This window comes from Cupriavidus sp. SS-3, from assembly GCF_035818815.1.
In the GTDB taxonomy this organism is placed as follows: Bacteria; Pseudomonadota; Gammaproteobacteria; order Burkholderiales; family Burkholderiaceae; genus Cupriavidus; species Cupriavidus taiwanensis_C.
Genome location: NZ_JAYLVT010000003.1, coordinates 237347 through 250753, shown reverse-complemented (window position 1 = coordinate 250753; position 13407 = coordinate 237347). Strand labels below are relative to the sequence as shown.

The 13407-nt window shown below is 68.1% G+C and carries 14 protein-coding genes; 4 read left to right on the top strand and 10 right to left on the bottom strand.

Features of this window, described 5'->3' with window-relative positions; genetic code table 11:
- Nucleotides 1–32 precede the first annotated feature (32 nt).
- Nucleotides 33–560 (bottom strand): FKBP-type peptidyl-prolyl cis-trans isomerase, encoded by a 528-nt coding sequence (locus tag U9J39_RS07080; protein ID WP_025582242.1) that lies wholly within the window; start codon nucleotides 558–560, stop codon nucleotides 33–35.
- An 11-nt stretch (nucleotides 561–571) separates the two neighbouring features.
- On the opposite strand from U9J39_RS07080, the gene U9J39_RS07075 reads away from it, so the two are divergent.
- On the top strand, nucleotides 572–1777 hold the full coding sequence (locus tag U9J39_RS07075) for a cupin domain-containing protein (RefSeq protein WP_198035966.1): 1206 nt from the start codon (nucleotides 572–574) through the stop codon (nucleotides 1775–1777).
- Nucleotides 1778–1975: 198 nt separating this feature from the next.
- Nucleotides 1976–2218: a hypothetical protein gene (locus U9J39_RS07070; protein WP_092313758.1), complete on the top strand. Its 243-nt coding sequence runs from the start codon at nucleotides 1976–1978 to the stop codon at nucleotides 2216–2218.
- An 87-nt stretch (nucleotides 2219–2305) separates the two neighbouring features.
- Here U9J39_RS07070 and U9J39_RS07065 read toward each other — a convergent pair whose 3' ends face one another.
- The 7 genes from U9J39_RS07065 to U9J39_RS07035 form a co-directional block, all read right to left on the bottom strand.
- Complete coding sequence (locus U9J39_RS07065) at nucleotides 2306–3094, bottom strand: MBL fold metallo-hydrolase (protein WP_115708956.1); 789 nt, start codon at nucleotides 3092–3094, stop codon at nucleotides 2306–2308.
- 67 nt (nucleotides 3095–3161) lie between these two features.
- Nucleotides 3162–4400 (bottom strand): outer membrane protein assembly factor BamC, encoded by a 1239-nt coding sequence (gene bamC, locus U9J39_RS07060; protein ID WP_115708954.1) that lies wholly within the window; start codon nucleotides 4398–4400, stop codon nucleotides 3162–3164.
- A gap of 49 nt (nucleotides 4401–4449) precedes the next feature.
- Nucleotides 4450–5334 (bottom strand): 4-hydroxy-tetrahydrodipicolinate synthase, encoded by an 885-nt coding sequence (gene dapA / locus U9J39_RS07055; protein WP_115708953.1) that lies wholly within the window; start codon nucleotides 5332–5334, stop codon nucleotides 4450–4452.
- A gap of 137 nt (nucleotides 5335–5471) precedes the next feature.
- Nucleotides 5472–6050 (bottom strand): class I SAM-dependent methyltransferase, encoded by a 579-nt coding sequence (locus U9J39_RS07050; RefSeq protein WP_326346817.1) that lies wholly within the window; start codon nucleotides 6048–6050, stop codon nucleotides 5472–5474.
- An 11-nt stretch (nucleotides 6051–6061) separates the two neighbouring features.
- Nucleotides 6062–6727, bottom strand: coding sequence for a site-2 protease family protein (locus tag U9J39_RS07045; RefSeq protein ID WP_012352471.1), 666 nt, complete (start codon nucleotides 6725–6727; stop codon nucleotides 6062–6064).
- Nucleotides 6728–6803: 76 nt separating this feature from the next.
- A complete protein-coding gene (locus U9J39_RS07040; RefSeq protein ID WP_012352470.1) occupies nucleotides 6804–7427 on the bottom strand; it encodes an L-threonylcarbamoyladenylate synthase in 624 nt (207 codons plus the stop codon).
- 67 nt (nucleotides 7428–7494) lie between these two features.
- On the bottom strand, nucleotides 7495–8340 hold the full coding sequence (locus U9J39_RS07035; protein ID WP_326346816.1) for a 3',5'-nucleoside bisphosphate phosphatase: 846 nt from the start codon (nucleotides 8338–8340) through the stop codon (nucleotides 7495–7497).
- 169 nt (nucleotides 8341–8509) lie between these two features.
- Between U9J39_RS07035 and U9J39_RS07030 the strand changes: the two genes are divergently transcribed.
- Complete coding sequence (locus U9J39_RS07030) at nucleotides 8510–9604, top strand: NAD(P)/FAD-dependent oxidoreductase (RefSeq protein ID WP_116312382.1); 1095 nt, start codon at nucleotides 8510–8512, stop codon at nucleotides 9602–9604.
- Between the two features lie 26 nt (nucleotides 9605–9630).
- Here the strand turns inward: U9J39_RS07030 and U9J39_RS07025 are convergent, their stop codons facing one another.
- Nucleotides 9631–10530, bottom strand: coding sequence for an alpha/beta fold hydrolase (locus U9J39_RS07025; RefSeq protein WP_115679931.1), 900 nt, complete (start codon nucleotides 10528–10530; stop codon nucleotides 9631–9633).
- A gap of 156 nt (nucleotides 10531–10686) precedes the next feature.
- Here U9J39_RS07025 and U9J39_RS07020 point away from each other — a divergent pair, with 156 nt between their 5' ends.
- Nucleotides 10687–12417: an acyl-CoA synthetase gene (locus tag U9J39_RS07020; RefSeq protein ID WP_326346815.1), complete on the top strand. Its 1731-nt coding sequence runs from the start codon at nucleotides 10687–10689 to the stop codon at nucleotides 12415–12417.
- A gap of 3 nt (nucleotides 12418–12420) precedes the next feature.
- Here U9J39_RS07020 and U9J39_RS07015 read toward each other — a convergent pair whose 3' ends face one another.
- Entirely contained in the window at nucleotides 12421–13323 is a 903-nt protein-coding gene (locus U9J39_RS07015; protein ID WP_326346814.1) for a LysR family transcriptional regulator, read from the bottom strand.
- Between the last annotated feature and the right edge of the window lie 84 nt (nucleotides 13324–13407).

The following is a 13407-nucleotide window of genomic DNA, read 5'->3' as shown; positions in this document are numbered from 1 at the left end:
GGCTTCCTGGTGACAGCACTGCAAGCGAAAGCTCAGTGCAGCGTGCGCGGGGTATCGTCGTCCTCGTCTTCGTCCACCACTTCAACGCCCGAGGCGCCGTGGGCGTGGCCATGCTCGACTTCCTCGGCGGTGGCTTCGCGCACTTCCGAAACCTTCAGCCAGAAGCGCAGCGCCATGCCGGCCAGCGGGTGGTTGCCGTCCAGCACGACCTTGTCCTCGGCCACGTCGGTCACGGTGTAGATGACGGAGTCTTCTTCGTCGCCGTCCTCGGGCATGCCTTCGAACTGCATGCCGACTTCGAGCGGCTCGGGGAAGCGGTTGCGCGGCTCGACCTTCACCAGGTCGGCATCGTAGTCGCCGAACGCGTCTTCCGGCTCCAGCTGCAACTGGGTCTCGAAGCCGGTGTCATGGCCGTCGAGCGCTTCCTCGATCTTGGGGAACGTGCCATCATAGCCGCCGTGCAAATAGACCATGGCTTCATCTGACTCCTCGATCAGATTGCCTTGCGCGTCCGATAGCTTGTACATCACGGACACCACCGTGTTCTTAGCGATTTTCAATTCTTGACTCCATGAACGATTCCGCATTATACGCGCAGGCCCTGCCCCCTGGCCCCGTCGATCCAGACACTCCGCTCGACCTGCTTGGTGGCATGACGCCTGCTGCATTCATGCGGGATGTCTGGCATCGCAAGCCCTTGCTCATTCGACAGGCGGTGCCGGGAATTGTGCCGCCGGTGTCGCGCGATGCGCTTTTCGATCTCGCCGATCGCGACGATGTCGAATCGCGCCTGGTGACGCACTTCCGCAACCGCTGGAAGCTCGCGCATGGTCCATTTGCGCGCGAAAACCTGCCCGGCGTCAAGACCCGCCAGTGGACGCTGCTGGTGCAGGGCGTCAACCTGCACGATGCCGCCGCGGCGGAACTGATGGGCCGCTTCCGCTTCGTGCCCGATGCGCGCCTCGACGACGTGATGATCAGCTACGCCACCGATGGCGGCGGCGTGGGCCCGCACTTCGACTCGTATGACGTGTTCCTGCTGCAAGTCTCGGGCCGACGCCGCTGGCGCATTTCGTCACAGACCAGCCTCGAGCTGATCCCCGAGATGCCGCTGAAGATTCTTGCCGACTTCAGCGCGGAACAGGAATGGGTACTGGAACCGGGCGACATGCTGTACCTGCCGCCGCAATATGCGCACGATGGTATTGCCGAAGGCGAATGCATGACCTGCTCGATCGGTTTCCGCGCACCCGCCTATCGCGAATTGGCCGGACACTTCCTGGCATGGCTGTCGGAAACGGTGGAAGACAACGAGGATCTCGGCGGCCGTTATGCCGATGCCGGCGAGCGCGCCGCGGCCCGTCCCGCGCAATTGCCGGCGGGCATGGCCAAGGCGGTGGCGGAACGGCTCAAGGCACTCCAATGGAACAGCCAGATGGTGTCGGAATTCCTTGGCAGCCATCTGTCCGAGCCCAAACCTGGCGTTGAATTTGCAGAGATCGCTGACATGCCGTTGCGCCGTTATGCGACACTGGCGTCCCGGCATGGGGTGGTGCTGGCGCCGGCATCGATTGCGCTTTACGACCGGGCCAATTTCTTCCTGAACGGAGAAGCCTATGAGCCGCCGGCCGAATTGATGCCGTGGCTGAAGAAGTTGGCCGATAATCGGCAGCTTAGTGCGCAGGAGGTCGAGAACTGTGCCGATCTGCCCGATTTGATGGAAACCTTCCATCACTGGACCCTGGAAGGATGGTTGCAATTGGGGCCGCGGCTGTAATAATGCGTAACATTGCGAATCAGCAAATTTCGGCGCTACACAAGCCGGGAAAACGCGGATATAATCGTTGGCTGGCTAGTACTGTGGACCACTGCATATGTCGGCACCCGGGAGGGCCTAATTTTGCAGTTCAAGAGCGATAATTACCGGTAATTATTCATCGCCTGTTTTTCGTTATTACAAGTTAAAGGACGAACAATGAAGAAGTCTCTCCTGATCGCATCGCTGCTGGCCGCTGTTGCTCTCGCTGCTTGCGGCAAGAAGGAAGAAGCTGCCGCCCCGGCCGCTGACACGGCTGCTCCGGCTGCTACCGCTCCTGCTGCTGAAGCTTCGGCTCCGGCTGCTGAAGCCCCGGTCGCTCCGGCTGCTGACGCTTCGGCCCCGGCTGCTGACGCCTCGGCTCCGGCTGCTGACGCTTCGGCTCCGGCCGCCAAGCAGTAATCGGTTTCTGACCGATAAAAAAACCGGCCTTCGGGCCGGTTTTTGTTTTTGGGGCGCGCCCTCGCGCGGTCCCTGCAGCCACGGACCTCAGGCCCGCACCGCCTGCCACGCCAGGCCTTCGTCCTGGTCCGCCACCAGCACTTCGCTCGGCCTGGCGCCCAGCGCCGCCGCCAGCGCACCGGTGGCCAGTTCACGCGTGTTGTTCTGCTTGCTCAGGTGGGCCGCCACCACGCGGTTCAGGCCGTCATGGGCCACCTGCGCCAGGATGCTGGCCGCGACTTCATTGGCCAGGTGGCCGAAGTCGCCGCCGATGCGCCGCTTGAGCGAGGCCGGATAGACCGAATTGCGCAGCAGCTCGCGGTCATGGTTGCATTCGAGCACCAGCGCATCGACGCCCGCCAGGCGCGCGGTCACGTAAGGCGTTTCCATGCCCGCATCGGTTAGCACACCAAGCCGTGCCTGCCCGTCCGACAGCACGAACTGCACCGGCTCGCGCGCGTCGTGCGGCACGGTGTAGGGCAGCACCTGCAGGCCGCCGATGGCGAAGCCATGGTCGGCACAGCAGACCCGCACGTCGGCCACGTCGGCGCCGCGCAGGTGCGAGGTGGCCAGCCAGGTGCCGTGGCTGGCATAGACCGTCAGGCGATGGCGCGCGGCAAAGGCATAGGCCGAACCGACATGGTCGCCATGCTCATGCGTGACCAGCACGGCGTCGAGCTGGTCCGGCGTGACGCCCAGGCGCTCCAGGCGCCGGGCGGTCTCGCGGATGCCGAAGCCGCAATCCAGCAGCACGCGGGTGGTGGTGGTGTCTTCGCGGGATTCGATCAGCAGCGAGTTGCCCTCGCTGCCGCTGCCGAGGAAGGCGAAGCGCATCATGGCCGCGCCCTCCCCGCCAGGCACCGGCCGGGACGGCCGGCTGGCAAGCCAGCACTCATGCGCCGGCTCAGTGCAGTTGCTCGTCGAGCAGCGACAGGATGCGCTTGCCGACTTCGCCGTTCTCCGGCTGGCCAGCATCGTTGAGCACCGTCACCAGCGTGCCGCTGCCCGTGCCCTTGAGCGAGACGCGGTACTTCTTGGCGGTCTTGGGATCGTCCGGCTTGGTGAACAGCTTGGAGAAGAAGCCGCGGTTGTCGACCGTGTTGCGCGGGTCGACATAGCGCACGTAATACAGCCCTTGCGCGCGATCGCGATCTTCGACGGTGAAGTTGACGCGGTCCAGCGACAGCCCCACCGAGCGCCAGGCACGGTCGAATGGCTCGGGCAGTTGCAGCGCCGGGGCGCCATTGACCTGGGCCAGGTACGACTTGTTCGGCGTGGCACCGTCGGCGCCGGCAGCGGCACCCGCGGCGGCCGTGGTGCTGGCGGCAGCGCCCGCCGCCGCGGCGGTATTGCCGGCCGGCGTCGGGCTCTTGGCCATGCGGTCGGCCTGCTCCTTCTGCACGCCCAGGCGCTGGGCCAGGCGCGACAGGAACTCGGCTTCCAGCTCGGGATCGGCCGGGCGCGGGGTCCACACCGTGCTCGACTTGTCGATGCCGGTCAGCTGTTCCTGAGCGCCACGGTGGCTGATGAAGACTTCCAGCGTGCCGTTCTGCGCGCGCTCGACGCGGGTGCGGAACTTGTCGCGCTCGGAGGTGGAGTACAGGCCGTCGAACACCTTGCCGATGGTATTGCGGATGATGTCCTGCGGGATCTTGGCGCGGTTCTCGGCCCAGTCGGTTTCCATGATGCCGGTCTCGGGCGAGTCCTGCACCAGCAGGAAACCGCTTTCCTGCCAGAAGCCGCGCAGTTGCTGCCACAGCTGGTCGCCGCGCATGCCGTTGCTGATCACCAGCCAGCGCTGGTTGCCGTCGCGCTCCATGCGGATGCCCTGCGCCGACGGCAGCACGTTCTCGGTCGGCGATTGCTCGCGCACCTTGGTGGCCTGGCTGTACGTCGACAGCGTCGAGGTGCCGTTGGCATCGGGTACCGAATAGCGCCGGTCGCCTTCCAGCTTGGTCAGGTCGGGCGGCACGTCGAGCGTGGGCGTGCGCTTCGAGGCCGACGACTTGTAGTCGATCTTGTCGGGCTGCATGGCCTCGTTGAGGCTGCTGCAGCCGGTCAGCACACCGGCAGCAAGCACGGGCACAACCAGGGCGGCGCGGCGGACTTGCGTCGCGCCGCGGCGGTTAAGCTTCAGTTTCATTGACACGCAATCCTAGTAGATAAGGCGGACAGCAGGACGCCGCGGAAAATCAGGCCAGCAGGCCGGCGGCGGCCAGTGCCTTGCGTACGTAGTCGTGGTTGCTCTCGGACAGCGGGGTCAGCGGCAGGCGGATACCGCCTGCCATCTTGCCCATCTGCTGGAGCGCCCACTTCACCGGGATCGGATTGGCTTCGATGAACATGGCCTGGTTCAGCCCGATCAGTTCCATATGCAGGCGGCGCGCGGTCACGACGTCGCCCTTCAGTGCCGCCGCGCACATCTCGTGCATCTTGCGCGGCGCCACGTTCGCGGTCACCGAGATATTGCCGTGGCCGCCCAGCAGGATCAGCGCCACCGCGGTGGGATCGTCGCCGCTGTAGATGGCGAAGCCTTCCGGTGCGCCCTTGATCAGCTGCGCGGCACGGTCGATGTTGCCGGTCGCTTCCTTGACGCCGACGATGCCCGGCACCTGCGCCAGGCGCAGGATGGTCTCGTTGTTCATGTCCGCGACCGTGCGGCCGGGGACGTTGTACAGCAGCACCGGCAGGTCCACCGCCTCGGCGATGGTGCGGAAATGCCGGTACATGCCTTCCTGGGTCGGCTTGTTGTAGTACGGCACGACCTGCAGCGAGGCATCGGCCCCCACCTTCTTGGCGAAGGCGGTCAGCTCGATGGCTTCCTTGGTGGAATTGCCGCCGGTCCCCGCGATGATCGGGATGCGCTTGCCGGCCTGTTCGACGGCAACGCGGATCAGTTCGCAGTGCTCCTCGACGGTCACCGTCGGGGACTCGCCGGTGGTGCCCACGATCACGATGGCGTCGGTGCCTTCGGCAACGTGCCAGTCGACCAGTGCGCGCAGGGCCGGGAAGTCCAGGCTGCCGTCCTCTTGCATCGGGGTGACGATGGCAACGATGCTGCCGGTAATCTGTGTCATAACGTTAGGGAATTCGGGATGCGAATAACGGGATTGTACCGGAACCGCAGGCCGCTTCGACCGCTGCCCGGACAGGGGTTGATACCAACTGTTTCAACGCGTGCGGCGCCGTTTGCGCCGACAGCGCGACGCGCCGCTCAGGGATCGAGCCGGTAGCGTGGCGGCGCGGCCGCACCGGCCGCCGGCGCCGCCTCGCGCACCGCACATAGGCGCTGGACGAAGGCTGTTTTCGGCACTTCGACCACGCCATCCTCGTACGCCACCACGCGCAACCCATGCGCGTGCGCGACCTCGAGCAGCTCGCCCGGGCGCAGCAGGAAATCCGAGCGCGACGGCTTGCCCACGGTCTCGTTGCCGGCGGCGAAGGTTTCGTAGATCCAGTACCCGCCCGGCGCCAGCGCAGCCGCCAGGTGCGGCCACAGCGGCCGGTGCAGGTAGTTGGTGACGACAATGGCGTCGAACGGCGCCTCCTCGGACAGCGGCCAGCCGCCCTGCTCCAGGTCGGCCACGCGCCCGGTCACGCCCGCAGGCAGGCCGGCGATGGCGTCGGCATCGCGGTCGACCGCCAGCACCCGGTGGCCGCGCGCGGCCAGCCAGGCGCCATGGCGGCCGCCGCCGCAGGCCAGGTCCAGCACCCGCGCGCCCGGGCGCAGCAGATGGGCCCAGCGCGTGACCCAGGCGGAGGGCGCGGCAATGCCGGCGTGCGACAGCGTCATGGCAGCCCCCGTCAATTGAGCAGCAGCACGATCGGGCGCAGCAGCAGCTCGATCAGGGACATCAGCACATTGACCACCGGCGTCATCCAGATGGTGGTGATCACCCCCGCGGCCACCAGCGCCAGCACCACGAAAATGCCATAGGGCTCGATGCGCGACACCGCGCGCGCAATGCCTTGCGGCAGCAGCGCGGTCAGCACCCGGCCGCCATCCAGCGGCGGCACCGGGAACAGGTTGAAGGCCGCCACCACCAGGTTGACGCGCACGCCGGCAAGTGCCATCTCGCCGAAAAACGGCTCGCGCACGCCGCCCCAGGTCAGGCCGATCGCCAGCAGCACCCAGACGAAGGCCTGCACCACGTTGCTGGCCGGGCCCGCCAGCGCCACCCACATGCCATGCCAGCGCGGGTTGCGCAGGCGCTCGAACACCACCGGCACCGGCTTGGCGTAGCCGAACACGAACTGGCCGCTGGTCATGATGTACAGCAGCAGCGGCACGGCAATGGTGCCGATCGGGTCGATATGGCGAATCGGGTTCAGGCTGACGCGCCCGAGGGCATAGGCGGTGCTGTCGCCGAACAGCTTGGCCACGTAGCCGTGCGAAGCCTCATGCAGCGTGATGGCGAACAGCACCGGCAGGGCATAGACCGCGAAGGTCTGGATAAGGGAGGAATCCATGAGCGCTATTGTAGCGGCCCGCCGGCGCCCGGGCGCACGCTGATGCACCCGCCCGAAGGCGCGGCGGCGCCGCGGGTCAGAGGCCGAAGCGGGCGATGTCGCCGCGGCCGGCGCGGACCAGTTCGGGCTCGCCGCCGGTCAGGTCGATCACCGTGGTCGGCTGCGCGGGGGCCGGCCCGCCGTCCACGACCAGGTCGAGCTGTTTTTCCAGCCGCGCCCGGATCTGTGCCGGATCGTTGAGCGGTGCTTCGTCGCCCGGCAGCTGCAGCGTCGCCGAGATCAGCGGCTCGCCGGTTTCGCCCAGCAGCGCCAGCGGGATGGCATGCTCGGGCACGCGCACGCCGATAGTCTTGCGCGCCGGGTGCGACAGCCGCCGTGGCACCTCTTTGGTCGCCTCCAGGATGAACACGTACGGGCCCGGCGTGGCGCCCTTGAGCCAGCGGTACTGGCGGTTGTCGACGCGGGCAAAGTTGCCGAGCTCGGACAGGTCGCGGCACATCAGCGTCAGGTGGTGGCGGTCGTCGATGCCGCGCAGCCGGCGCAGGCGCTCGACCGCGGCCTTGTCGTCGAGCCGGCACGCCAGCGCATAGCTGGAGTCGGTCGGCAGCGCCACCAGCCCGCCCTTCTGCAGGATCTGGGCGGCCTGCTTGAGCAGGCGCGACTGCGGGTTGAGCGGATGGATCTCGAAGTACTGGGACATGGGCCAGGGAGCGGAGTCGGATGGAATGGAGCGGCATCCGGGGGCTGGCCCCGGCCAGGCGGGGCGCCTACCAGTCGTGCCAGACCGGCGTGACCGTGGACGGCAGCGGCGGCAGCGTGCCGAGTTCCACCCGGCCCTCGCCGGGCCCGTGGAAGTCCGTCCCGCGCGAAGCGAGCAAGCCGTAGCGCCGCGCCACCTCGGCGTAGCGGCGGTACTGGTCGGGCGTATGGCTGCCGGTCACCACCTCGACCGCGCCGCCGCCCAGTGCCGTGAATTCATCGAACAGCGCGTCGTGCTGGGTGTCGGTGTAGTGGTAGCGGCCCGGGTGCGCCATCACCGCGATGCCGCCGGCGGTGCGGATCCAGCCCACCGCTTCGGCCAGGCTGGCCCAGCGGTGGCCGACATAGCCGGGACGGCCCTCGGACAGGTACTCGCTGAAGACATCGCCGATGCTGGCGCAGCGGCCCTGGTCGACCAGCCAGCGCGCGAAATGCGTGCGCGAGATCAGGTCCGGGTTGCCCACGTACTGCAGGGCCCCTTCATAGGCACCGTCGATGCCCACCCTGGCCAGCGCATCGGCGATATCGCGCGCGCGGCGTGCGCGACCCGAGCGGGTCTCGGTCAGGCCATCGATCAGTTCCGGGCAGAACGGGTCGATCTGCAGGCCGACGATATGCACGGTCTGCCCGGCCCAGGTCACCGAGATCTCGACGCCCGGCACATAGCGCATGCCGAATTCCTCGGCGGCGGCGCGTGCCTCGGCCTGCCCGCCCAGCTCGTCGTGGTCGGTCAGCGCCCAGAACGCAACCCCCGCGTCGCGGGCGATCTGCGCCACGGCGCGCGGCGCAAGCGTGCCGTCGGAAACGGTGGAATGGCAATGCAGGTCGGCATTGATGGCGTGGGCGTTTTGCATGTCGCAATTCTACTCCCGTCGCCCCTGGGCTGCGCGGCGGCACCGCCCCCGGGCCGGCCGGGCAAAGCCATGCCGGCAACGCTGGCGTCGGCGGAAAGGCGGCGGCTGCGGGGTATAGTCGGGCTTTGCATCGTCGATTCGCGGGCACCTGGCGTGCCTGCCATGCCCCATGTCCACCGCTACCCCAGCCACCGCTCCCGCCACCGCCCCGGTCACCAGCACCGATGTCCTGATCGTCGGTGCCGGCCCGGTCGGCCTGTTCGCCGCGTTCCAGGCCGGCGTGCTCGGCCTTAAATGTGAACTGATCGATGTGCTCGACCGCGCCGGCGGCCAGTGCACCGAGCTGTATCCGGAAAAACCGATCTACGACATTCCCGCCGTGCCGGGATGCCTGGCACAGGACCTGGTGGACCGGCTGCTGGAGCAATGCGCCCCGTTCGACTTCCCGATGCACTTCGGCCAGCGCGCCGAAAGCGTCGCCGAAATCCCGGCGCCGGCAGCGCCGGAAGGCCATGCCGGGCACGAGCGCCTGCTGGTGACGACCGACGGCGGCAAGCGCTTCGATGTCGCCGCGGTGCTGGTCTGCGCCGGCGCGGGCGCGTTCGCGCCGCAGCGGGTGTCGCTGCCCGAGGCGCCGGCGCTGGAAGGCCGCCACGTGCACTACGCGGTGCGCGATGTCTCGCACTTCGCCGGCAAGCGCGTGATCGTCGCCGGCGGCGGCGACTCGGCGCTGGACTGGGCGCTGGCACTGCGCAAGGTCGCCGCGCGCGTGACGCTGCTGCATCGGCGCGAGGGCTTTCGCGCCGCCGACGGCTCGGTCGCGGAGATGCGCCGCGCCGTGGCCGAGGGCGAGATGGACTTCGTGGTCGGCATGCTGGGCGCACTGCGCACCGAGGGTCCGGACGGCGGCCTCAGCGAAGTCGAAATCCGTACCCGCGACGGCAGCACCGCGCTGCCCGCCGAGGAACTGGTGGCGCTGTACGGGCTGGTGTCCGAGCCCGGCCCGATCGCGCAGTGGGATATGGATATGCGCGCCGGCCGCATCCTGGTCGACACCACCACTTACGAAAGCTCGCGCCGCGGCATCTTCGCCGCCGGCGATATCGCGTTCTATCCCAACAAGCAGAAGCTGATCCTGTCGGGATTCCACGAGGCCGCGCTGGCGCTACGCAAGGCTTACCACTACGCGTTCCCGGAAAAGGCGCTGGTGCACGTGCACACCAGCAACAACGCCGCGCTGAAGGAAAAGCTCACCCACGCCTGAAGCCTGCACTGCCGCAGGCGCGGATATTACCGGCCCACACAGAACGATTCCACCAGTTCCGCCACGGCAGCGGGCTGGTCGTGGTGCAGCATGTGGCCGGCGTCCTCCACCACCGCCTCGCGGAAGTCGCGGAAGGCGCGGAAGCGCTGCTTGAAATCATCGATGGCCTGCTTGTGGGCAATATGGCGCAGCGTCTCCGAATCGCGCGCCTCCACGTGCAGCACCGGCGCGGCGACCTGCTCCCATACCGCCATCACTTCATCGAGCCGGTACAGCATCGGGTTGACCAGCTTGTGCGCGGGATCGCCCAGGATCTCCCAGCGGCCCTCGGCGTTGCGGCGCGACCAGTGCGCGGCCAGGAACGCGGCGCGCTCGTCCGGCAGGCGCGGGTTGGTCTTCTGCAGGCGTGCGGCCACGCCGTCGAGGCTGTCATAGGTCTTCAGCTCGGCGCCGGCGCGCACTTCGTCGAGCCAGCGCGCGTAGCGCCGGGGCGCATGCTCGGGCCGCGTCGCGGTCATGCCGAAGCCCTCCAGGTCCACCACGCGGCGCACGCGCTGCGGGCGGATGCCGGCATACAGGCAGATCACGTTGGCGCCCATGCTGTGGCCGACCAGGTCGACCTGTCCCTCCGGCGCATAGTGGTCGAGCAGTGCCTCCAGGTCGGCGAGGTAGTCGGCAAACCAGTACGACTGCGTGCCGGGGTAGCGCGTGGGCCAGTCGGTCGCGCCAAACCCGCGCCAGTCGGGCGCGATCACGTGCCAGTCGCCGCGCAGGTGGTCGACCAGGAACTGGAACGACGCGGCCACGTCCATCCACCCATGCAGCATGAACAGCTTGCGCGCGCCCGGCGTGCCCCAGTGGCGCACGTGGTAGCGCAGCCCGCGCACCGTGATAAATTCAGACCGCGAGGTTTCCTTGATTGTCATTGTCTCCACCCTTGCGTCGGGATCCTGCCCGCCGCGGGGGTTGGCGGGGAAGCCGCGACAAAATAGAACGATCGTTCGCTTGTGCGCATTATAGCGGCAGCGGCCGCCAGCGCCGCTCGCCGTTGGCCGCGAGGCGGACCCCAACGGAGACCCTGAATGGCCGCAGCTGCCTTGCCGGCAAGCCGGCGCGACGATTACCGCGCCCTGTACGAATCGTTCCGCTGGGAGATTCCGGCGCAGTTCAACATCGCCGAAGCCTGCTGCGGCCGCTGGGCCCGCGACCCGGCCACCATGGACCGCATCGCGGTCTATACCGAACACGAGGACGGCCGCCGCAACGCGCACAGCTTTGCCTATATCCAGGCCGAGGCCAACCGGCTGTCGGCGGCGCTGCGCGCGCTCGGCGTGGCGCGCGGCGACCGCGTCGCGATCGTGATGCCGCAGCGCATCGAGACCGTGATCGCGCATATGGCGATCTACCAGCTGGGCGCCATCGCCATGCCGCTGTCGATGCTGTTCGGGCCGGAGGCGCTGGCCTACCGCATCGCGCACAGCGAAGCCGGCGTGGCCATCGCCGACGAGACCTCGATCGACAACCTGCTGGCGGCGCGCCCCGAATGCCCGACGCTGGCCACCGTGATCGCCGCCGGCGACGGCCGCGGCCGCGGCGACCAGGACTGGGACCTGCTGCTCGCGGCGCAGCTGCCGACCTTCGTCGCCGAGCAGACCAAGGCCGACGAAGCCGCGGTACTGATCTACACCAGCGGCACCACCGGGCCGCCCAAGGGCGCGCTGATCCCGCACCGCGCGCTGATCGGCAACCTGACCGGCTTTGTCTGCTCGCAGAACTGGTATCCGCAGCACGACGACGTGTTCTGGAGCCCGGCCGACTGGGCCTGGACCGGCGGCCTGTGGGACGCGCTGATGCCGGCGCTGTATTTCGGCAAGCCGATCGTCGGCTACCAGGGCCGCTTCTCCGCCGAGCGCGCCTTCGAACTGCTGGAGCGCTATGCCGTCACCAATACCTTCCTGTTCCCGACCGCGCTCAAGCAGATGATGAAGGCCTGCCCCGAGCCGCGCCGGCACTACGACATCCGGCTGCGCGCGCTGATGAGCGCCGGCGAGGCCGTGGGCGAGACCGTGTTCGACTGGTGCCGCGACGCGCTCGGCGTGCTGGTCAACGAGATGTTCGGCCAGACCGAGATCAACTACATCGTCGGCAACTGCACCGCGCAGAACGACGACGAACGGCTGGGCTGGCCGGCCCGCCCGGGTTCGATGGGACGGCCCTACCCCGGCCACCGCGTGCAGGTGATCGACGACGAAGGCCGTCCCTGCGCGCCGGGCGAGGACGGCGAGGTCGCGGTGTGCGCCACCGACAGCGCCGGACATCCGGACCCGGTGTTTTTCCTCGGCTACTGGAAGAACGACGCCGCCACCGCGGCCAAGTACACCGAGCGCGACGGCCTGCGCTGGTGCCGCACCGGCGACCTGGCGCGCGTCGATGCCGACGGCTACCTGTGGTACCAGGGGCGCGCCGACGATGTGTTCAAGTCCTCTGGCTACCGCATCGGGCCGAGCGAGATCGAGAACTGCCTGCTCAAGCATCCCGCGGTGTCCAACTGCGCCGTGGTGCCCTCGCCCGATCCCGAGCGCGGCGCGGTGGTCAAGGCCTTTGTGGTGCTCACGCCATCGGTGGCGCGTTCGTTCGACGGGGACGCAGCGCTGGTTGCGGAACTGCAGGCCCATGTACGCGGCCAGCTGGCGCCGTACGAATACCCCAAGGCGATCGAATTCATCGACCAGCTGCCAATGACCACCACGGGCAAGATCCAGCGGCGGGTGTTGCGGCTGCTGGAAGAGGAGCGCGCTGGCAAGCGCGCCTAGCCGCTAGGGACTGCCCTGGTCAGCGGGAAAGACTCGCGCGCACAGAAAATCGACCAGCGCCCGCACCTTGGGCGAGGGATGCCTGCTCGCCGGCCAGAGCACGTGAAAGGCCCTGGCCGGCCCCACATGGCCAGCCAGTACCTGGCACAGGCTGCCATCGGCCAGTTGCCCGCGGATGGCGAAATCCGGCAGGCAGGCAATGCCCAGGCCGCGCAGCGCAAAACACAAGCGCGTCTCGATGTTGTTGCAGATCATCGATGCCGGCAGCGCCAGCTCGGGCTCGCCTGGCGCGCGCCGCAGCGGCCAGGCCTCGAGCTTGCCCGTGTGGGGAAAACGGTAATGGAGGCAGGCATGGCTGGCCAGGTCGGCAGGCACCTTCGGCGTGCCACGCTGCGCCAGGTACTCGGGCGATGCCACCAGCATCGCCTGGAACGCACCCAGCCTGCGCGCCGACAGGCGTGAGTCGGCGGGCTCGCCGGTCCGGACCACGGCATCGAAGCCCTCCTCGATGACATCCACCAGTTGGTCGGTGAAATCCAGGTCCAGCGCGATGTCCGGATACGCGCGCATGAAATCGCCCAGCACGGGCAGGACCAGCGAACTGACCAGCGGCAGGCTCACCCGCAGACGGCCGCGCGGCGCCGCGGTGGCTTCGGCCAGCTCCAGCTCCGCCGCTTCGATCTCGGCCAGCACGCGGCGGCTGCGCTCCAGGAACAGCGCGCCTTCGGCGGTCAGCGCGACGCTGCGCGTGCTGCGGTGGAACAGCCGTACGCCGAGCCGTTGTTCCAGCCGCGCGACGCTCTTGCCGACGGCAGAGGCCGACACCCCCAGCAAGCGCCCCGCCGCGACAAAACTGCGGGTCTCGGCCACCTGCACAAACACTGCGAAGCCACTGAGGCTGTCCATGATGCCCCCGATTGCGGACACAAAGTTCCGGAGAAAAAGGAACTGTAGCCCACTTTTTCTTTAATGACAGGGTCCTTATCGTGA

Coding starts and splice junctions, on each gene's coding strand:
- U9J39_RS07050 (WP_326346817.1), bottom strand. CDS start 6,050: ATGACGCTGTCGCACGCCGGCATTGCCGCGCCCTCCGCCTGGGTCACG.
- U9J39_RS07025 (WP_115679931.1), bottom strand. CDS start 10,530: ATGACAATCAAGGAAACCTCGCGGTCTGAATTTATCACGGTGCGCGGG.
- U9J39_RS07020 (WP_326346815.1), top strand. CDS start 10,687: ATGGCCGCAGCTGCCTTGCCGGCAAGCCGGCGCGACGATTACCGCGCC.
- U9J39_RS07045 (WP_012352471.1), bottom strand. CDS start 6,727: ATGGATTCCTCCCTTATCCAGACCTTCGCGGTCTATGCCCTGCCGGTG.
- U9J39_RS07075 (WP_198035966.1), top strand. CDS start 572: ATGAACGATTCCGCATTATACGCGCAGGCCCTGCCCCCTGGCCCCGTC.
- bamC (WP_115708954.1), bottom strand. CDS start 4,400: ATGAAACTGAAGCTTAACCGCCGCGGCGCGACGCAAGTCCGCCGCGCC.
- U9J39_RS07065 (WP_115708956.1), bottom strand. CDS start 3,094: ATGATGCGCTTCGCCTTCCTCGGCAGCGGCAGCGAGGGCAACTCGCTG.
- dapA (WP_115708953.1), bottom strand. CDS start 5,334: ATGACACAGATTACCGGCAGCATCGTTGCCATCGTCACCCCGATGCAA.
- U9J39_RS07015 (WP_326346814.1), bottom strand. CDS start 13,323: ATGGACAGCCTCAGTGGCTTCGCAGTGTTTGTGCAGGTGGCCGAGACC.
- U9J39_RS07030 (WP_116312382.1), top strand. CDS start 8,510: ATGTCCACCGCTACCCCAGCCACCGCTCCCGCCACCGCCCCGGTCACC.
- U9J39_RS07035 (WP_326346816.1), bottom strand. CDS start 8,340: ATGCAAAACGCCCACGCCATCAATGCCGACCTGCATTGCCATTCCACC.
- U9J39_RS07070 (WP_092313758.1), top strand. CDS start 1,976: ATGAAGAAGTCTCTCCTGATCGCATCGCTGCTGGCCGCTGTTGCTCTC.
- U9J39_RS07040 (WP_012352470.1), bottom strand. CDS start 7,427: ATGTCCCAGTACTTCGAGATCCATCCGCTCAACCCGCAGTCGCGCCTG.